Here is a 20,244-nt window from a genome sequence, read left to right as displayed (position 1 = left end):
CCCTTCTGCCTGAAGCATTCAGGGCTTCAGGCAGAAGAATTTATTCCATCACAAGATAACTGCCTTATTTTTAAAAAAATCAAAACACCTTCCAAGCGTCAAAAAACCACACACAACCGGCACGTTTGTTGCTTAATTCTTCCTTAAAGAAAAAAAAGGAGGACTATATGACCAGTATTAACAACATCCAAGGTATCACTCCAATACCTGGCACTCAGTCAACCCAGGTATCCCAGAGCAGCAAGACACAGGGCTTTGAATCTTTGCTCAATTCCGCATTGGAGAAAACACAGGAGTTGAAGGAAGGAACGAAGACCGGTGAATTATCTGAAATCCCTGCGCTGGAGTTTGATATTCAAACCGTATCCGACATTGTTACCGATAAAACCGACAAACTGCTGACCAGTTTAGAAAGCTATGCATCACAGCTTCATGACACCAGTGTCTTCTTAAAGGACATTGAGCCCATACTTGAAGGACTTAATACAGATGCCGCATCTTTATTGGAAGAGACACTGTCTCTTGGGGAAGATGATCAGGAACTCATAGATATTGCCACCAGCACGGCGATCACTGCAAAAACCGAATATCTGAAATTCCAGAGGGGTGATTACCTGTAATCAAGAAACCAGAAACTTGAAACAAGAATGGCCTGACAGCTTGGCGTATGTGGCTATCAGGCTTTTTTCTGATCATGCATCTCTTTGGCTGCTTGCCAGTGTTTCTCCTTCTCTTCGGAGGAGAGCTGCTTTAAATTAAGGCCTTGTTTTTCAAGGGCGGTTTCCATAATTCTGAATCGCTGCTCAAATTTGGAAGTGGCGCGGCAAAGGGCGGTTTCCGGATGAAAACCGGCAAATCTTGCCACGTTGACAAGAGAAAAAAGGATATCACCAAATTCAAGCATGGCATCATCCTGGTCCATGGAGAGCGCAGCCTCAAACTCATGTATTTCCGAAACTGCCGTATCCAGAACCTGACCCAGATTTTCCCACTCAAATCCGGCTTTAACCGCAGATTTGGAAACTTTTAAAGCCCGCAACAATCCCGGCATCCCGGAAGGCACATTGTCAAGGGCAGAGCGTCTTTCAGATACACCGGAACCGACCTTTTCCCCAGCCTTAATAGCCTCCCATTGTTTATTCAACCCATCTTCGGATGTAATACGACTGTCACCGTAGACATGGGGATGACGACGAATCATTTTCTCAGCCACGGCATTAACCACCCGGTCAAAGGAAAATCTGCCGGCATCGGCATAAATTTCCATAATAAAGAGGATCTGGAAAAGAACGTCTCCAAGCTCTTCTACAATATTAACCTCATCATCTTTGACAATGGCATCCTCCAGTTCATATAACTCTTCGGCCAGGCACCTCCACATGGTAGACGGGGTCTGTTTCCTGTCCCACGCACATCCGTTCTCCCCCCGAAGCCTTCGGATAATCTCAAGCAGGGGAATTATTGTTTCCACGTTTTTTTCAACCTTTCCAGCTCTTTGCTGAAATCCGTTTTGATGTTCCGGGAAATAAACAGGGTCAGGGCATCCGCAACCTGCGCAAGGTAGGGTGCCGTGCGGGAGGCTGCCATATGAGCATGACCGTTGGGCACAAAGCTTGTAATCAGTATAAAAATGATGGCTGTAATGAGTATGCCTTTGGCAGCCCCGAAGATGACACCGAATGTTCTGTTCGCCCAGCCTAAAAATACAATGTTCAGCAATTTGTGGATCAGGACGGCCACAATCCCCACAGCAATGAGAATCAGACAGAATAATAGAAAAAAACAGACAAGCTTTTGAATCTGCGGTGATGAAATCCATGAATCAATATAGGGAATCAACTGGGGATAATAGGTATTGGCCCCGTAAAAACCGGCAACAACACCCACGATACCGGAAATTTCCCGGACCAGACCTTTAAAGCCTCCCCGAACCAGGAAAACCCCCACAATGATCAATACGCAAAGGTCAAAAAAATTCATACCTTCCCTTAATTAATTTTTGTAACGCCCCAGATGGGTGATTTCTCGTTCAATCGCTCAAATACCAAAGTAAACAGATAACAGCAGGGTCTGCTACCAGTCAAGATTTTTATTGACCTTTAAACCAATAAAATGCACCCTATAGCGCATGAAAAATCTTGAATTTCAAAATATCCCCCTTGCCCAGAAACTCTTTGGGACACACAACGCCAACCTGGAAAAGATCGCCCGGGCCTTTGATGTTGAAATAAACTCAAGGGGGGGGGCTATTTCAGTCAATGGTTCAGAAAAGAAAACTGACAAGACAATTGACCTGATCAACCAGCTTTATGAACTCCTGGAAGAAAAGATACGGCTGACACCTGCGGTCATAGATGCAGCCATCAATGCGGCTCAACAGGGTGGTGCCACTTCCTTGAAAAAAATTTTTACCACTACAATAGTGCTAACGGCCCAAAACAAGCCCATTACCCCCCGAACTCCCACCCAGCTCAAATACACCGAGGCCATAAAATCCAATGATATCCTTTTCGGCATTGGCCCGGCCGGTACCGGAAAAACTTACCTTGCCATGGCCATGGCCGTCGCAGCGCTTACAAAGGGTGATGTAAAAAAAATCATTCTCACCCGTCCCGCGGTGGAAGCAGGTGAGGCGTTGGGTTTCCTTCCGGGTGACCTGGCCGAAAAAATAAATCCATATTTGCGGCCTCTGTATGACGCCCTTTATGATATGCTTGATTTTGAAAAAGCCAGAGCCTATATTGAGCAGGAAATTATTGAGATCGCACCCATTGCATTTATGAGAGGCAGAACCCTGAACAATGCATTTATCATCCTGGATGAGGCCCAGAATACCACCTCCCAGCAGATGAAAATGTTTTTGACCCGGATCGGATACGGGTCAAAGGCCATTATTACGGGTGATATTACCCAGACAGACCTGCCCGGAGGAAAAAAATCAGGACTGGTGGAAGCCAGAAAACTGCTTGCCCGGATAGAGGGGATCTCATTTATAGAATTCTCAAAGGAAGATGTTGTCAGGCATCGGCTGGTGTCCGACATCATAGACGCCTATGAAAAAAATAAATAATCAGGGTTGGGTTAAGCACGCCGGGCAAGCCCTCTGCTCCACCCCGTATCTCCCGCCGGTGATGTTGCTTCTGGTGGTGGCGCTCTTTGCCCTTGCCCAGATCTTTGACCACACGACTGAATCATATGCATATAAGATAGGGGATGTGGCAGGCAGGGACATCAAAGCGCCCAAAGATTTCTTCATAGAAGACAAGGCCACCAACCTGGCCAAAATGGATAATGTCAAGGCATCAATCAGAACCGTATATGATTTTGATGAAAACCTGTTAAAGAATATAACCGACGGTATTGCATCGGCCATGGATTTTGGTCGGCAAATGCTCCAGTCCCGGGACAATGCTCTGGACATTACTTCACCTGAATCTGCTGAATCTTCGGATACCACCTTTTCCATGGCCTTGGCATCCAAACCCGAATTCGAAAAAAAACTGGGTATAGAAATTTCCAACGGTGCATTCCAGATCCTGTTTAATGAAAAATTTTCCGAAGAGGTTACAGGCTACCTTACTGCCATTATCAGCACTATTCTGACCAATGGGATCGTAAGCAACAAAGAAATTCTTCTAGGTGAAGAAGAAAAAGGCATCACCCTTAAAACAATTCAGTCCCACAAAGAACGTATTGTTACCGACCTCAAGGTGTTTTACGGACCGGACCAGGCGAAGACCATGGTAAGGGTTGTGGGCCAACCCATCCTGAAAGGCGTCAACTACAACCTGGCCAACCTGGTTGTAGATATCTGCGAGCGGCTTTTGCGGCCCAATATCACCCTGAATAAGAATGAAACGGAAAAGCGCATCAGTCAGGCCCAGGCACGCATCAAACCCACCCTTTACCAGATCAAGGCAGGCGAAATGATCGTTCGGGAAGGGGAACGGGTTGATGAACTCAAGCTGGTCAAGCTCAACGCCCTGAACGAGCAGGTCGAAGATAAAAATGTTATCATGACCATTACCGGCATCTGCATGTTCACCAGCCTTTTGCTTCTTGTGGTCTATTTTCTTTACCTCAAAGATCATCCAAAGCTTGGCCGGGACATGAACAAACACATAACCTTTCTGACCCTGGGCCTTTTGCTTTATATCGGATTCACCGAGCTTGCCGTGTACATTGCCCACACCTCAAATCCGGAAATGTCCGGCAAAATAGCCTCAAGTGCAATATATATGGTGGTACCGTTGCCGGCTGCAGCCATGATCACCTGCATTTTCCTGGGGTTTGACATTGCCCTCTATTTTTCTTTGGTGCTTTGCAGTTTATGCACCATATCCTTTGGCGGCGGGTTCGAGATCTTTTTGTTCTTTTTTTTCTCCAGTATCACGGCAGCCTACTGGATCAAGGAACGACACGAACGGCACCATTTCATTGTTGCCGGATTCAAACTGGCGTTGTTCAATGGATGCCTTGCCATCGCCCTGGGTTTTTTCATGCCCTCCCAGGCGTTGCCCTGGGCCATATTGGTTAAACAGGTGATAATGGCAGTGGGGGGCGGTGTATTTGCGGCCATTCTTACAGTGGGATTCACACCGCTGATAGAGGTTTTGTTCAATTACACCACGGCAGCAAAACTGCTGGAATTTTCAAACCTGGATCAGCCCCTGATAAAAAAATTAATGATTGAGGCCCCGGGAACTTACAATCACAGTGTCATTGTAGCGACCCTTGCGGAAGCAGCCGCATCCGCCATCCATGCAGACAGTCTCAAGACCAAGGTCATGGCATATTACCATGACATCGGCAAACTGGACAAAACCATGTATTTCATTGAAAATCAGTCTGACGGGCGAAACCGCCATGACAAGCTCTCCCCCTCCATGTCCGCATTGATCCTCATCGGCCATGTCAAAAAAGGCGTGGAAATAGCCAAAAAATATAAACTGGGCAATGAAATTGTGGAAGGCATTATCCAGCACCACGGCACATCCCTGATAAAATATTTCTATAACAAAAGTCTAAAAGCGGGCAATGAAAACATCAATGAAGATGATTTCAGATACCCGGGCCCCAAACCCCAGACAAGGGAGGCGGGCATCGTCATGCTCGCAGATGTGGCAGAAGCCGCGACCCGGGCTCTTGAGCGCCCCACCCCATCCAGAATCCAGGGCCGTGTAAAAGAGCTGATCAATGACATATTTGCCGACGGCCAGCTTGAAGAGTGCGAAATGACCCTGAAAGACCTGCACCAGATAGCCAAGAGCTTCAACACGATTTTAACCTCCATTTATCACAGCCGCATTGAGTACACAGACAAACCCCAGGACAAGAAGAATGGAAAATCTAAGGATACTGATAGACAACCGCCAAGAGGAGAGGCTGGCAACAGCCCCCCTGTACAAAAAGACCGAACAGATCTTAAACGCCTTGGGCTGTGATGATCACGAACTTTCCATCGTGATCACGGATGATGCCCAGGTCAGGGAACTGAACCGGACATACCGGGGCAAAGACGAACCCACCAATGTGCTCTCCTTTCCCATGCAAGAGGGAGAATTTTCAGATATTACCCCGGGGCTCCTCGGGGATGTGGTGATCTCCCTTGATACGGCCGAGGCCGAGGCCATAGCCGCAGGTATTTCCACGGATGAACGGATGTCTCAATTATTGGTACACGGCATTCTCCACCTGTTTGGATTTGACCATGAATTGGGTGAAAACCAGGCCCGTGAAATGAAAGAAAAAAGCCTGGCACTGCTCAGACGTATTGAAGAAAACCCTGATCTAACTGCATTCTAAAGAGCATGAAAGGAGATTAATATGGCTGAGTTAGCAGTAAATGTAGACCATGTGGCAACCCTGCGCCAGGCAAGAGGCGCCAAATACCCTGAACCGGTTCAGGCAGCGCTGGCCGCAGAAACCGCCGGGGCAGATGCCATTGTCGTACATCTGCGCGAAGACCGCCGCCACATCCAGGAACGAGATGTCCGGCTGATTTCCCAGACAATAAAAACCCGATTGATTCTTGAAATGGCGGCCACCAGTGAAATGATGGACATTGCCCTGGACATCAAACCTGACACCGTCACCCTGGTGCCTGAAAAAAGAGAGGAACTGACCACCGAAGGCGGACTTGATGTAATTACCCATATGCAGCACATCCGCCAGGCTGTGATCACCCTGAAAAATGCCGGAATCAAGGTCTGTATTTTCATTGACCCCGACCTGGATCAGATCAAAACGGCTCATAAAATTAATGCCGATTCCATTGAAATACATACAGGTGCATTCTGCGATGCCACAACCTCATATGACCGGGAAAGGGAATATACAAGAATCGTGGATGCGGCAAAAATCGGTGCCCGCCTGAACTTAGGCGTTCATGCAGGACACGGAATTTGCTACCATTCAATCAAGGCGTTTAAGGGATTGCCTGAGATCACGGAATACAGTATCGGACATGCCATCATCTCAAAGGCTGTCATGACAGGTATGGACACAGCCGTCAGGGATATGGTGCAATTAATTCAAAATCTGTGAGCTATAAACATGCACCAGGGAACACTTCTCATCATAGACGATGAGATCTCAATCAGAGAAAGCCTGGCTTTTTTGTTCGAAGATGAAGGATACCGGATTTTTACGGCAGAAAACGGGCATGTGGGGCTGGATCTGTTTTTCCGGGAAAAAGTGGACGTGGTCATCACGGACCTGCGAATGCCGGTCATGGACGGCCTGGAGGTCATGCGCACCATCCATGCCTCTGACCCGGATCTACCCATGATTGTCATTTCAGGCGCCGGCAAAAAAAAAGATGTCATCCAGGCCCTTCAGATGGGTGCCAAAGACTATATTTCCAAACCCATAATTGACCTGGACATCATTGTTCATGTGGTAAGAAAAGTCTTCGAAAACAGACGACTGGCTTTTGAAAACAAAGCCTACAGCGAACGGCTGAAAAAAAGCGAAAAACAGTACAGGACCATTACCGAACAAATTGCAGAAGGGGTGCTTACCGTAGATGCCCAGGAGAATATTACCTTTGTCAATCCGGCATTCTGCAAAATGATGGGCTATTCAGCAGACAGACTTTTATCAATGAACCTTGAGCAGATATCCACCCGGGACAGCTTCTTGTATATACTCAAACAGACCCAGATCCTGAAACAAGGCAAAACCAGCCGGTATGAAATCCAACTGGTTCATGCAAATGAACACCCCGTGCATGTGGAACTCGCCTGCAGCCCTATCAACCAGGGCAAAGATCAGACTTACACCGGTACCATTATCATGGCCCGGGACATATCCCGGCGCATTGAATTACAGCGCCAATATCAATATTTTATTAAACATGCCAAGGAGATGCCCGAGCATGTCATTGCCATCTGCGCCAACTGCAAGAAAATCAGGGGAGAGGACCGCCTGTGGAAAGATATTGAAAAGGCCTTTAACCAGCTGACATTCTCCCACGGAATCTGCCCGGATTGCTGTAGAAAGCTGTACCCAGATATGGACTTTGAAATAACAGAAGATGACAATTAGGCACTATCTTAAAAGTCCTGCCATCTTTGCCGCCTCACTCACCCCACATTCATTATTGGAGCCTAAAGATATAAACTTATTTTTCATGGCATCCGGACTGTTATTCAGCAAAAAACCCTGACTGGCCCAGTCCAGAAGGTCTTCATCATTATAATCATTCCCCACGGCAGTCACCATTCCCCGGTCGACACCAAGGTGCCGGGCCAGCCATTGGGATGACGCACGCTTGCTTACCCCAAAAGGAAAGACCTCTATCCACGAAGATTTATGGTCCAAAGGAGAAGTCGCCGGAATCACGCTGAATCCGGCCAGTTCCCGGCGAAGCGCATCCAGATGCGCCCAGGGAAATCTGCCGGGCACAATGGCCAAAACCTGAGTGGACTGCTCATAAATCGTGGTTTCCGCTTCAAGGGGCGTAGCAAAATTCGAATACATTGCCATTCGCCGCTCAAAATCAGGATTGTCGCCGGATGTAAATTTAAACAGAAAAGATGAGGTGTCGGGAATGGCTTTATGGATCATATAATCGAAGCCAAAACGATCAAAACAGGCTGAAATTTCCAAGACCCCCTCTTCAGGGATGGAAGATGAACGGATCAATCTATCCCCGGGCCAAGCCATGATGCCGGCACCCGTGGAAAAAATCAGATAATCAAGGGGCAGATCTTCCGGGTGAAAATCCATATGCTTAAGGGCGCGCCTGAAGGAATAGAGGCTGCGCCCCGTGGCAATGACCGTGATTACACCGGCAGACCTCAACCCGGCCAGGGTCTCCAGATCCCGGCTACGGATACGCATGTCATCCGTCAGCAGGGTGCCGTCAAAGTCGGTGATAAACATTGCTGGCATTTAAGGCACCAGGGTGTGTCCCCTATTTCGTTTTCTCCAACGCCGCGCGTAAAATGCTTTCCATAGACCCAAAGGAAGAGGCGCCTTTGGCACTTTTCGCAAACTGCTTCCAATTGTCTGAAGATTTCTGGTCCGGAGGAGCCAGGGTCATCCGCCGGTTATCCTCATCCACGTCCTGAACCAGTACCGGGACAGCATCTCCGGGTTTCAGGGACTCAAATTTTGCTGCCTCTGCGGACTGCCGCAAGTTTGACGTGGGCATAAGGCCTGTAATGCCGGGTTCCAGGCGGATAAACAGTCCAAAGCCTTCCTTTTTCTCCAGGATACCCTCCACGACACTGCCCACGGGATATTTGGCCAGAACACCGGTCCAGGGATCGCCTGCCGCATCTTTCATACTCAGTGAAATCCGTTTACTGTCCATGTCAATGGCCTTGATCATGACCTGAACGGTCTGCCCGACACCCACTTCGTCCTCGGGACGCAGGACCCGTTTCACATGGCTCATTTCAGATATATGGACCAGACCGTCAATACCCGGGGCGATCTCGACAAAAGCCCCGAAAGAGGTCAGACGCACCACTTTACCGCTGACCTGGTCTCCGATATTGAAGGTGGTGCCGATGTTATCCCAGGGGTTACCCGAGGTCTGTTTAACGGACAGGGAAATTTTGGGAGAGTCGGAAAGGGGTTTTTCAATCTTTAATACCTTGACAGGCAGAATATCATCCACCCGAACCACTTCTTCAGGCTTTTCCACCCTGGACCAACTCAATTCTGAAATATGGACCATACCCTCCACGCCGGGCGCAAGTTCAACAAATGCGCCGTAGGACATCAGCTTGGTCACCTTGCCCTGAACCGTATCTCCTTCGGCCAATTCTTTCATGAATGCCGTACGTTCTTCCCTGATCTGTTCGTTGAGCAGATCCCTGCGGGAGACAACAATATTCCTGCCCTTTTCCTCATACCGGGTAATCAAAAAATGGTAGGTCTGGCCCTCATAATCCTCAAGGGATTCCACATATTTGACATCAATCTGACTCACCGGACAAAATGCCCTCTTGCCCAGGAGATCCACGGAAAAACCGCCTTTGACAACCCCGGTCACCCGGCCTTCAACAGGGGTATGCCCGCGATAGGCATCCTCAATCATGGCAGCCATCCCGGCCCCGGAAACCGCCTTGGACAAAATCACTTCGCTTTCGCTCAAGGAAACCACATACAGTTTAAGGATATCACCCACTGAATACTGAAATTCACCATTTTCATCCAGCAGCTCGGACTTATCCATCACACCGTCGGACTTTGTCCCCGTGTCCAGGTAAACTGAATTTTCTCCGATGGAAATAATCTGTCCTTCCACCATATCCCCGGGCTTGAATTCCCGGCCGATTTTTGAATCATAGGCATCAAGCATCTGCTCAAAGCTCATCTCATCCATGTTCTGGTCGATGCTCTGGTCGATGTTCTGGTCGGTACCCTGGTCAGTATTCTGGGTGTTGTCGTCCTCAAACCTGTCGTTCATTTTGTTCTCCCGGCCCTCAGTTTTCTGAATCTGACGGGTCCGTTGTTAATTGGGTTTTCGCCAAAAAATTGGATCATAATACAATCATTAAATTTTGTCGAAACAAAACAATATCTAATAGAACAGTTGAGTGTAAATGTCCACCATATTGGAGCTTATTCAGACAGCACCTGGAGCAGATTTTTTGCCATGTCCAGCGTAATGCCGGGAAGTGCGGCAAGTTCTTCCGGCGACTGGTTTCGGATATTATCAATGCCCTTAAAGGTGGTAAGCAGCAGCTTCTTTTTTTTCGGTCCAATGCCGGGGATACCGTCAAGGGCGGAGAGTTTTCCCCGCTTTTCCCTGCGGGAGCGCTGGAAGGTAACGGCAGACCTGTGGGCCTCATCCCGAATCTGCGCCAACAGAAAAAGGGCCTTGGCAGACTGGGCCGTATTCAAGGGATTGGACCGTCCCGGCAGGTAAACCTTGTCTGCTTTCTCGCCCTTATCCGCATCCTTTTTGGCCAGCCCTGCCAGGGTAAACTTCCCCTCCAGCCCCAGTTCCCTGACCACGCTCACGGCCATGGACAACTGTCCTTTACCGCCGTCCACCACCAGCAGGTCCGGCAGGGGAATATCTTCCCGGTCGTGCCGGAATCGGCGGGAGAGTACATGGGTCATGTAGGCATAGTCATCCTGCTGGTCAATACCCTTTATAATAAATTTACGGTAGGCATTTCTATCCGGCCTGCCGCCGGTGAACACCACCATAGCCGCGACAGGATCTTTTCCCTGGAGATTGGAGTTGTCAAAGCACTCCATGCGTTCGGGCAGCCGGTCCATGCCCAGAAGGTGCTGGAGCATGGTAAGCCCTGCCCGGGCCTCGGCCTCCCTGTCCAAAATTTTTTCAAGTTCGCCCTTTGCGTTAAGCCGTGCCATATCAGCCAGCCGTTTCTTTTCCCCGCGGACCGGATAATGGAAATGTACCCGGTGATCGGCCACCTCATTGAGCCGGGCTTCGGCCCGGACCATATCGTCGGAGGGATGGCTGAACAGGACGGAGCCCGGAATCTGGGCGGCTTTCTCATAATACTGGATCACAAAGGCGGCCAAAACCTCATCCGGTTCCTTGAACCCCAGATTCAAAGGGTAGTAGGCCGTGTTTATGAGATGCCCGGACCTTACCTGCATGACCGTCACCACAGCCAGGTCCCGGTCCCAGGCAAGCCCGAGCACATCCCGGTCCTGCCCGTCCGCACTCACCACCACCTGGCGCTCCATGATCCGCTCCACGGCAAAGATGGTGTCCCGGACCTGGGCTGCCTTTTCAAAGGCCTGGGCAGCTGCAAATTCCGACATCTCAAGGCGCAGCTTCTTAATCACCTCCCGGGTCCGCCCCCTGAGAAACAATACCGCAGCCTTAACCCGGGCCTGGTACTCCCCAGGGTCCACCGCATTGCAACAAAGCCCCAGGCATGCCTTGATCTGATAATTCAGGCAGGGCCGGGACCTGTTTTTAAACTGGGCCTCCCGGCATTTTCGAAGCTTGAAAATCCGCTGGATCTGTTTTAACGTCTGGTTCACGCTCTTGGAGGAGGAATAGGGCCCGAAATAGAGGGCCTTGTCCTGTTCAATACGACGCACCCGCTGGATGGAGGGATAAGGTTCATTCATGTCAATGCGCAGCAGCGGATAGTTTTTACCGTCTTTTAGAAGGACATTATATTTGGGGGAATGTTCTTTGATCAGGTTGGATTCCAGGATAAAGGCCTCCTGGTCGGACTGGGTGACCACCAGGTAAAAATCATCTACCAGGGCCAAAAGTGCTGCGGTCTTGTGCTCGGGCTGGTCCTTTCTCATAAAATATGAGGCCAGCCTCTTTTTTAAATCCTTGGCCTTGCCCACATAAAGAATGTTGCCCTTTTTGTCCCGCATGAGATAAACCCCGGGGGCATGGGGCGCCTGATCGTATTTTTCCTTTATTTTCTCGGAAATCAATAGTCCAACCGATTTTTATAAAAACTGAAAATGAACGAAAAGTATCAAACTTTTAAATCATTGATGATTTTTTGAATTGTCACAAGAAGATCGGGTATTTTCCTTTTGCACGTAAAAAATACAGTATCAGCGTTTATATCAGCATAGTGATGAGTGATAATATCTCTCATCCCTTTTGCTTTTTTCCAGTCGATATCAGGATATTTAGAGAGCAAATCATTATCGGTCAATTTATCGAGTTTTTTCAAAGATTCACCAATAACAATAAGCATCATGCAAATGGCATCCATTTTCTCAACGCCATTCGACGTATCGGTGAAATCATTTGGTTTGCTTATTATCTGAAATCGCTGAATAACCTTCTGGGCCGATTCCTGAATCTGATGAAGAATTTCTAAAATTAGCTCGTTGTCACGCATACACAGCCTCATTATCTATTCGTTTTTTTAAAAAAGCATTCATTGAGTCTGTGTACGTAACAATATCAACAGGTTTCTTAAGCCTATCTTCCAAGTCGTTTTTTATTCCAGCAAGCATGAAAAAATCCGGTTCTGAGACACGAATTACAATATCGACATCACTTTCATCATTTGCTTCCCCCCGGGAAATTGATCCAAAAATTCCAATTTTTAAAATTTTATATTCATTGGCCACTTCTTTTTTATAACGACGTAATATTTCTAATATGTCTTGCTTGCCCATGAATAAACCTCAGATGCTTTGCTGTGTTATGTATTTGTGATACTGGTCCTAATTCTACCACTTCTTAAGAATAGCACAACTTATTTGTCTTTTCGAAATTCATCTTTGCATTCTCCGCAGACAGGACAGGTCCAGTCTTGGGGAAGGTCTTCAAAGGCAGTGCCGGGGGCAATGCCTTTGTCGGGATCGCCTTTTGCCGGGTCATACACGTAGTCACAGGGTCGGCATGCGCCTGGGCTCCCGTCACATCCAGGCGCATCATCATACACGTAGCCATTGGGACCGCATACATATTTTTCCATAGTTTTCTCCTTATTCTATTTTTGCTGGTCTATAAACAAGGGGTTTTGCCCATCTCCCCGAAAAGTACGGTGGAATCATGGAACCCTATGAGTCTTTACCCTAATTAGGGTACCACGAATATGGCCCAATGACCACATAAGTACCGGGACTAAAGTTTTTCCCTGTTAGCATTTTCAAAGGAATCCACTACCAATACAGTTCTTTGATGAATAAACAGGGAAAAATTTATGTCCTATCACTTATATCTATTCTCCGAATAATAATGTCATGTCATGGGATTCTGTTGATACGCCTTAATTCTCTTCTTTTTTTAGATACACCCCTTATCCCGGATAGTCTCTTCTCTTTTTCCCGGGAAAGGGGTGTTCTGTTTTCAGCTTTTTTAAAACAGTATTGAAGATTTCCGGCCTGGCCTTTTTTTCTGAATACCTTGTAGAACCCGTCTCCAGATGCGGAAGACAATCCTGACTATGGTATTGATCCGATCCTCAGCCGGCACACGCCGAGTTCAACATTCTCAACAATAGGGTGAAAATTATGCTATAAAAGTTTTTCTTAGACTGTGAAATAAATACCACATTATTGTGAAATAAATACCACAATAATAGTAATACTTTTGGGTCTTACCGTTCAGGAAAACAAGGCAAGTTTTTCTTATATATTTGAATTTATAACTTAATTTCGCAATTCTTCTTTTTCATTAAATTATTGGATCGATTTTTGCTTCTAAGCATTCAACAGTCAAAGCCAAACCTGACGAAAGTCAGGGACGGAAAGACACGGATTCTAATTAAAGGGGACAGCCGGGTTGCCTGAAAGTTAAAAGTTGCGGGTAATGCGGTTTTTGGTTTCAGGAATGGGGGGGACTGTTTGACGGAAGTTGAGTTAAAAAAATTACTATCGTTAGAATTTACTTAGGGAGGAAGCTTATGAAAAAGTTTAATTTATTTTTGATTGTTTTCTTAGTGTTATTGGGACTAAACGCCTATGCATCACCACTTATGGTCGAAGACGGAACTAATACGATAATAGGCCCAAGCAAGAAGAATTACACTGTCGTTGACCGAGACACAGGGAGTTACGGTACTTATGTTGGTGTTCCTGTATATGGTTATGAAGATCATGAGACAACAAACCCACCCATATGGACAGGATATTATATCGGCACTATTACTAGCGAGAACAACGACAGCGAGCCAATGATTGAGGATCTTATTCGTTATTACCTTGGTGACAACAATTATAATATTACCAGCGACAAAGTCGAACTACCAGATGACGCCAGCGGATCCGGCTCTGGCACAACTGGTGATTTGACAGTAACGTGGGACGCAACCCAAATGACTGGTACATGGTCCACATTAGACTCGACAGACAAACCTTATGTCGAGTTTTACAGTGTAAAAACTGCTAACGAATTTGCTCTGTACTTTTTAGATCCAACTGTGCAATCTGGTTTCTGGACCACAACACACCTTTTGACCCCCCCCAATTCGAACACTGGTGAAAGCAATATACCTACAATCTCACACTTTACTGCCGCTTACGGCGATCCCACACCCCCTTATACTCCTCCGAACACCCCCACCCCCGAACCCGGAACCATGATACTTTTGGGGTTCGGCCTGATTAGTCTGGCAGGTATCGGCCGCCGAAAAATTAAAAAATAAGTATTCACGAAGAACATAGTAAACTAACAAAGCCGAATCGGTAACCCGCTTCGGCCTTGTCTATTCAGGTATCAACGAGAATATGAGTAGTAGTCCGGAGGTTGTAAACGATCTGCCCAGGGTTCACTTTACCAATTTTCCCACTTTTTATGACCCTTATCGTTTTTGTCTCCGTCTTTTCTTTTCCTCGGAAGGGTATCTTGTTTTTGTGGTGATATATCGCAGTTTTTATGGTGATATTTGACCATTTGAACAAAAACCTGTGACATCCCCTTTGAAATTTCAATATACAGAATGTCTCGTTTAATAAAAATCCTGCGGTGAAACGCTTATGAACAAAGGCGTTCAAACTTTCATACATGCAATGCCCAAACCGTGGCATACATTTTGTCTATTAGTCCTGTCATGTCTAATGACAATTCTCACTATTTAAAAGGAGGCGTGAATGAAAGCAAAACCCATGACAATAAAGGCGATCGGCCTGATGATAATTGTACTGTTCCTGTTGAGCAGTGCCGGATTTTTATCAGCAAAAGAACAAGAAATGTACAAAACCGGGCTGCCCGAACTGACAGAAGAAGAACTCCAGTGGCAGAACCAGAATATGCTCAAGGTCAAGAAAGTTAAACTGAACAAAATCGGGCTGGAGCGTGTCAACCAGTGGCGAGCCAAAAAGGGAAAAGGAAAAATAAAGAAAGACAAACCGGATATGGCTGCCGTCGGAAACGATCTGGAAGTGGTCACCGGGGCATCCGCACCTGTTGATTCCTCTTCTGAGCTGCCGTCTGCAGACTACCCAGGGTATGTGGACAACAGCCAGTTACAATATTTTCCCCCCATCGGGAATCAGGGTTCATTGAATTCCTGCGGTGTTTTCAGCGGTACCTATTATGCCATGACGCACATGCATGCCATGGCAAACAACCTGGATGCCAAAAACGGCGGGGATGCCATGCGTCTGAGCCCCAAATGGACCTATAATATGGTCAACGGCGGCGGGAATAACGGGACCTGGTATTACTGGGCCTATGAAATCGGCCAGAAACACGGTTCTGCCACCTGGGCGGAATTTCCTTATGATTCGAATTACAGAGCCTGGAACCTGAATCCAGATACCTGGGAAAACGCCTTATACCGGCGGTTTGACCAGTACGGGTATGTGTTGAACACCCATCAGGATACAGGTATTGACCAGGTAAAGCAGATGCTGGTCAACGGCTATATCCTCAATATTCCGACCTATATTTACTCATGGCAGTACCAGACCATTGGAAATGACCCCTCTACCAGTGAAGACGATGCCTTTGCCGGTAAAAAATGTGTCTCCTGGGTTAACGGTACCTCCGGATACCATGCCATGACGGTTGTGGGATATAATGACAATATCTGGGTGGATATCAACGGAAACGGTGTCGTGGATTCCGGGGAAAAAGGCGCTTTCAGGATTGCCAACTCCTGGGGGACCACCTGGGGTGAAGCCGGCTTTGCCTGGATGTCCTATGATGCATTGAAAAATCCATCTGCTGTGGTCGGAGGGCCCTCAACGGGCCGGATCTACGGATGGTATCCTTCCAGGGCCCACTGGGTAACCGCCAAAACAGGCTACCAGCCAAAGGTTATCGGAAAGTTCAAGTTAAATCACCCCAAACGGGATCATCTCCGGATGACCCTGGGTACCTCAGACCTCAACCAGTCAACGCCTTCCAGTATGTGGATCCCGGAAATGATCTATAACCAGGGCGGCGAATACGGATTTGACGGCACAACCAATGCCGTTGACGGCACCTTTGTCTTTGATTTTACCGATCTGACGCCTTCCGGCGGGGGGCTGGCGACCTGGTATCTGGGGGTACAGGATGATACCGCAGGCAGCGAGGCAACCCTTGGGACCTTTACCCTGATTGATGTTGCAAACGGCAATACAGTGATTGAGAGCCTGGAAGTTCCCCAAACCGTTGACGGTAACCAGGTTTATGCGGGCATTGATTATGATCCTTCCGGTGAAAATCTTCCGCCTTCAGCCCGGGCAGATGCCTCTGTATTTTCAGGGTACGCACCGCTTGAGATCAATTTTGATGGGTCATCTTCCTATGACAATGACGGAACAATTGCCTCCTTTTCCTGGGATTTTGGAGACGGCGCATCCCAATACGGAATCCAGCCTGTGCACACCTATGATCAGCCGGGAACATATATCGCAACCCTCACGGTAACCGATAATAACGGTGCAACCGATACCGATTCCGTTACTATTGAGATTGATGCGGATCCTTCTAAACAGGTTCATGTGTCGGATATTCAGGCAATACTTGTTGTCGTTGCGTCAAGCAAGCCCGAAGCATTGGGAAAGGAGGAAGTAAAGCCAGGAAATTTGCTATTGTTACCCAATGGGTGAGAGTCCCATCTGAATAAAGCATGGCCAGCAGTTCAGTAGCAATGCCCGAGGGTAAACCCGGAGACGGGAATCCTAAGCCGGGCATGAGTGAGGATGCAGGCCCTGTATTGAGCTCCGAAAAAAGTATTATTGTGGTCATTGGATAAATTCCCACCAAGCGTGGTGATGAAAGCCGACGTTCTCGATAAAACGGAAGGCAGCAGTTCTCTATACGTTCAGGCCAGAATAGAGGACACCACCGTAGTCTGAGACCAGGGCATGTATTCAAAGGGGTGGCTCGGGAACTTGAGAGAGCCCAAAGTTTCCTTGTATTATTGACGGTTCCAGGAGATCCGTACCAAAAAGAAAAAACTCCCGGTGTTCAGGACGATCGTTTTCCTCTTCTGAGCAAGTCTGGAATGCATATTTGGAATGTATTCCGGAGCTACAAATAAGGGGAACACACAAGGTATCAGGCGAGGAGAGCGAATAGCAAACAAACCTGAGATGGACTTTAGGCAGTCTTAGTGGAACATAGTACCGTTAATCAACGGAAATCCGTTGTTTGGTAAGGTGGGGAAGTGATGTCCAAGCGACCCACTGCAGGGAAGGTGAAACCGGGCATAACGTTTTAAGGTGAAGAACTATGGAAGACACACAGAGGTCACAAACCACATCAGAACAGAACCGTAAAAGTGTGGAACAGACCACTCACAACAACCAGAACCGTTTAGCAGACGAGGATAAACCTCCGGTGCTTGTTGGGGAAGCATCTTTGCAAAAGATTGCCGGTATGGCAAGAGAGAATCCAGAAATGGTATTCACAGCAGTGGCACACAGAATAAACCTGCCATTACTGCATGAAGCCCACCGAAGGATTAAGAAAGGCAAGTCCATCGGTGTTGATGAAGTATCAGCCTCAGAATATGCGGTTGAGCTTGATAAAAACCTCTATAATCTACATCAGCGACTGAGCAGAGGTCAGTACGTTGCAACACCAGTGAAAAGAATATGGATAGAGAAAGACAACGGCAAAATGCGTCCAATCGGTATACCGGCATTTGAGGATAAGATTGTCCAAAAAGCTGTAGAGATGATACTGAGCGCTATATACGAGCCAAATTTCTATGACTTTTCTCATGGCTTTCGAGCCGGACACAGCCAGCACATGGCAATAAAGCAGCTGCGGGAAAGTTGCATAGAGTGTAACAGCAACTGGATTGTGAGTGCAGATATTACAGGATTATTTGATAACATTGACCACGGCCATCTAAGGGAATTCATAAAGCAACGGGTCAATGATGGTGGAATCATCCGGCTATTGGGAAAGTGGTTGAAAGCAGGTGTAATGGAAGAAGAAAAATACTACCATTCAGAATCCGGCACGCCACAAGGCGGGGTCATATCTCCCGTACTGAGCAACATCTTTCTTCACAACGTGCTGGACGACTGGTTTGTTAAGGAAGTCCAGCCAAGAATGAAAGGTCGAAGTTTTATTATCAGGTTTGCTGATGATTTTATAGCCGGTTTCGAGCTGGAAACAGATGCAGTTAAAACCATGACGGCAATGAGAAAGCGGTTTAACCGTTTTGGCCTTGAATTACATCCGGATAAGACTAAACTGATACGTTTCGGCCGACCAACAGCTAAAAGCTGTAAGGGAAACAAGCCTGGGACCTTTGATTTTCTTGGGTTTACCTTTTACTGGGGCAAATCACGACAGAACTACTGGGTGATTAAGAAAAAGACAGTTCAGAAAAGGCTCAGCCGATTCAATAAAAGAGTATGGGAGTGGTGCAAAGTAAACAGGCATAAACCTATACAGGAACAGCATGATTCTCTGTGCAGTAAACTCAGAGGGTATTATCAATACTTTGGAGTGATTTGTAACTATAAAGCGCTCTCAAAAGCACATTACTATGTTACAAAGGCCTGGAGGTTCTGGCTGAGCAGAAGATGTCACAAAGGAAAAGTGAAATTTCAAGAGCTGGCTGCAAAATATCCACTACCCAAGCCAAGAATAATCCATAGTTTCTGAATGTCGATAGGATAGCACAGTTATGCGCCAAACGGGGAAACCCGTTTGATCTTCAGCTTGGTAAAAAGAGCTGAAGCTGAGGAACCGTATGCGGGAGTTCCGCACGTACGGATCTGTGGGGGAGGCATCGGGTAACCGATGCTTCTACCCGGAAAGAAACAGGCCAGCAGGCCCGGGTCAGTGTTGAAATTTTGGACAATAACCTCAATCCCATTCCCGGAGCACTGGTTGAAGGGCACTGGTCCGGACTGGTTTCAGGAAATGTGTCCGGCACGACATCTGAAAACGGCATGATCGAATGGGTGTCCGCTGCAACGATTCAATCCGGCACCATCACATTTACTGTGGATACGATTTCTGCATCGGGATATGATTATGACCCTTCTTTAAATACCGTCTCATCCATCAGTATCAAAACCCAGGAAAGCTCTAATCAGAGTCCGGTGGCCGTTATCGACGGCGGTCCAGTCAGCGGTATGGAAGGCGATTCTATTTACTTTGAAGGTAAAAACTCCTATGATCCCGATGCCGGTGATACCCTTTCCTATGAATGGCGGATGGGAGAAGAGATCCTCTCATACGGTACATATTTAATTCATGAATTTTCCACCGCCGGTACCTATGAGGTGATTCTGAGGGTGGAAGACGACTGGGGAGCCGTTTCCGAAGACAAGGTTACCGTAACCATTGAAGCAGAAAGTGGAAATGACGCTTTTATACACGTTTCCAGTATAGAGATGCAGGTTAGCTATTTGGGGAGAAATTCCCTTGGGCTTGCAACGGTGAAAGTCGTTGATCAATATGGAAATCCCATTGAAAACGCCGCTATTAAAGGTGTCTGGAGCGGTGTTGTCACAGCTTCCCAATCCGGAATCACGGCCGGCGACGGTACGGTTATGTTCACTTCACCAAAGACAAAGACATCCGGTGAGTTTGTATTTTCCGTAGATGGTGTAACCGCCTCAGGTTATGTATATTCGCCTGATGATAATGTTCTGGAATTGAACTCTATTAATAATTAATAGCCCCATGTCCCGATGAACACAGCAAACATAGAAAGCAATTAGCTGAGAGCCTTCCATGCGAAGGCTCTTATGCTTTAAGTTAAACCTTAAATTTGATCACCATAGTCACTGAAATCATTTTGCCACTGATATGGTTTGCACCCCTTTGTGCAGGGCTTCCTGATAATTGTCCGCGAGGCCGCCTAATCTTTTTATGATCAGGCCTTTTTCAACCGTACTCAGAATCGGCTT

Annotated in this window: 19 protein-coding genes and 1 riboswitch; of the genes, 11 read left to right on the top strand and 8 right to left on the bottom strand. The window is 47.2% G+C overall.

The genetic code is table 11. The features are described from left to right. The first annotated feature begins 167 nt into the window (after positions 1-167). Complete coding sequence (locus DESPODRAFT_RS12470; RefSeq protein WP_004073934.1) at positions 168-620, top strand: hypothetical protein; 453 nt, start codon at positions 168-170, stop codon at positions 618-620. 56 nt (positions 621-676) lie between these two features. Here DESPODRAFT_RS12470 and mazG read toward each other — a convergent pair whose 3' ends face one another. Further along, positions 677-1,471 (bottom strand): nucleoside triphosphate pyrophosphohydrolase, encoded by a 795-nt coding sequence (gene mazG, locus DESPODRAFT_RS12465; protein WP_004073933.1) that lies wholly within the window; start codon positions 1,469-1,471, stop codon positions 677-679. After that, positions 1,459-1,980, bottom strand: coding sequence for a CvpA family protein (locus tag DESPODRAFT_RS12460; protein WP_004073932.1), 522 nt, complete (start codon positions 1,978-1,980; stop codon positions 1,459-1,461). The genes mazG and DESPODRAFT_RS12460 overlap by 13 nt, the downstream gene beginning before the upstream one ends. Before the next feature lie 148 nt (positions 1,981-2,128). Here DESPODRAFT_RS12460 and DESPODRAFT_RS12455 point away from each other — a divergent pair, with 148 nt between their 5' ends. The 5 genes from DESPODRAFT_RS12455 to DESPODRAFT_RS12435 are packed head-to-tail and all read left to right on the top strand — an operon-like array spanning position 2,129 to position 7,548. Next, positions 2,129-3,070, top strand: a complete 942-nt coding sequence (locus DESPODRAFT_RS12455; RefSeq protein ID WP_004073931.1) for a PhoH family protein — start codon at positions 2,129-2,131, stop codon at positions 3,068-3,070. Then, a complete protein-coding gene (locus DESPODRAFT_RS12450) occupies positions 3,054-5,444 on the top strand; it encodes an HD family phosphohydrolase (protein WP_004073930.1) in 2,391 nt (796 codons plus the stop codon). Before DESPODRAFT_RS12455 ends, DESPODRAFT_RS12450 begins: the two co-directional genes overlap by 17 nt. Next, a complete protein-coding gene (gene ybeY, locus DESPODRAFT_RS12445) occupies positions 5,341-5,805 on the top strand; it encodes an rRNA maturation RNase YbeY (RefSeq protein ID WP_040015974.1) in 465 nt (154 codons plus the stop codon). The genes DESPODRAFT_RS12450 and ybeY overlap by 104 nt, the downstream gene beginning before the upstream one ends. Positions 5,806-5,826: 21 nt before the next feature. Continuing rightward, complete coding sequence (locus DESPODRAFT_RS12440) at positions 5,827-6,546, top strand: pyridoxine 5'-phosphate synthase (protein WP_004073928.1); 720 nt, start codon at positions 5,827-5,829, stop codon at positions 6,544-6,546. Between the two features lie 9 nt (positions 6,547-6,555). Next, complete coding sequence (locus tag DESPODRAFT_RS12435; protein ID WP_004073926.1) at positions 6,556-7,548, top strand: response regulator; 993 nt, start codon at positions 6,556-6,558, stop codon at positions 7,546-7,548. A gap of 3 nt (positions 7,549-7,551) precedes the next feature. On the opposite strand, the gene DESPODRAFT_RS12430 is transcribed toward DESPODRAFT_RS12435, so the two are convergent. From DESPODRAFT_RS12430 to DESPODRAFT_RS21130, 6 genes are all read right to left on the bottom strand, one after another. After that, entirely contained in the window at positions 7,552-8,397 is an 846-nt protein-coding gene (locus tag DESPODRAFT_RS12430; RefSeq protein ID WP_004073924.1) for an HAD family hydrolase, read from the bottom strand. A 22-nt stretch (positions 8,398-8,419) separates the two neighbouring features. Then, positions 8,420-9,925 (bottom strand): 30S ribosomal protein S1, encoded by a 1,506-nt coding sequence (locus tag DESPODRAFT_RS12425; RefSeq protein WP_004073922.1) that lies wholly within the window; start codon positions 9,923-9,925, stop codon positions 8,420-8,422. A gap of 155 nt (positions 9,926-10,080) precedes the next feature. Further along, entirely contained in the window at positions 10,081-11,901 is a 1,821-nt protein-coding gene (uvrC, locus tag DESPODRAFT_RS12420; protein WP_004073916.1) for an excinuclease ABC subunit UvrC, read from the bottom strand. A 44-nt stretch (positions 11,902-11,945) separates the two neighbouring features. After that, positions 11,946-12,320, bottom strand: a complete 375-nt coding sequence (locus tag DESPODRAFT_RS12415; RefSeq protein ID WP_004073915.1) for a HepT-like ribonuclease domain-containing protein — start codon at positions 12,318-12,320, stop codon at positions 11,946-11,948. Next, the gene (locus tag DESPODRAFT_RS12410; RefSeq protein ID WP_004073913.1) at positions 12,313-12,603 is read right to left on the bottom strand and encodes a nucleotidyltransferase family protein; all 291 of its coding nucleotides are present in this window, start codon (positions 12,601-12,603) and stop codon (positions 12,313-12,315) included. Before DESPODRAFT_RS12410 ends, DESPODRAFT_RS12415 begins: the two co-directional genes overlap by 8 nt. 80 nt (positions 12,604-12,683) lie before the next feature. Then, positions 12,684-12,905 (bottom strand): rubredoxin, encoded by a 222-nt coding sequence (locus tag DESPODRAFT_RS21130; protein ID WP_004073911.1) that lies wholly within the window; start codon positions 12,903-12,905, stop codon positions 12,684-12,686. A 737-nt stretch (positions 12,906-13,642) separates the two neighbouring features. Continuing rightward, positions 13,643-13,722: riboswitch (cyclic di-GMP riboswitch) on the top strand. 113 nt (positions 13,723-13,835) lie between these two features. Between DESPODRAFT_RS21130 and DESPODRAFT_RS12395 the strand changes: the two genes are divergently transcribed. The 5 genes from DESPODRAFT_RS12395 (at position 13,836) to DESPODRAFT_RS12380 (ending at position 20,010) form a co-directional block, all read left to right on the top strand. Continuing rightward, positions 13,836-14,576, top strand: coding sequence for a PEP-CTERM sorting domain-containing protein (locus DESPODRAFT_RS12395; protein WP_004073909.1), 741 nt, complete (start codon positions 13,836-13,838; stop codon positions 14,574-14,576). 445 nt (positions 14,577-15,021) lie between these two features. After that, positions 15,022-16,971: a PKD domain-containing protein gene (locus DESPODRAFT_RS12390; RefSeq protein WP_004073907.1), complete on the top strand. Its 1,950-nt coding sequence runs from the start codon at positions 15,022-15,024 to the stop codon at positions 16,969-16,971. Positions 16,972-16,991: 20 nt separating this feature from the next. Next, positions 16,992-17,117: a hypothetical protein gene (locus tag DESPODRAFT_RS21490; protein ID WP_280985088.1), complete on the top strand. Its 126-nt coding sequence runs from the start codon at positions 16,992-16,994 to the stop codon at positions 17,115-17,117. 587 nt (positions 17,118-17,704) lie between these two features. Continuing rightward, on the top strand, positions 17,705-18,988 hold the full coding sequence (gene ltrA / locus DESPODRAFT_RS12385; RefSeq protein WP_216594003.1) for a group II intron reverse transcriptase/maturase: 1,284 nt from the start codon (positions 17,705-17,707) through the stop codon (positions 18,986-18,988). A 191-nt stretch (positions 18,989-19,179) separates the two neighbouring features. After that, positions 19,180-20,010: a PKD domain-containing protein gene (locus tag DESPODRAFT_RS12380; protein WP_004073903.1), complete on the top strand. Its 831-nt coding sequence runs from the start codon at positions 19,180-19,182 to the stop codon at positions 20,008-20,010. The last annotated feature ends 234 nt before the right edge of the window (positions 20,011-20,244 follow it).

It is taken from the genome of Desulfobacter postgatei 2ac9 (assembly GCF_000233695.2).
GTDB lineage: Bacteria > Desulfobacterota > Desulfobacteria > Desulfobacterales > Desulfobacteraceae > Desulfobacter > Desulfobacter postgatei.
The sequence above is the reverse complement of the archived record's forward strand: the minus strand, read 5'-3'. Positions and strand labels throughout refer to the sequence as shown.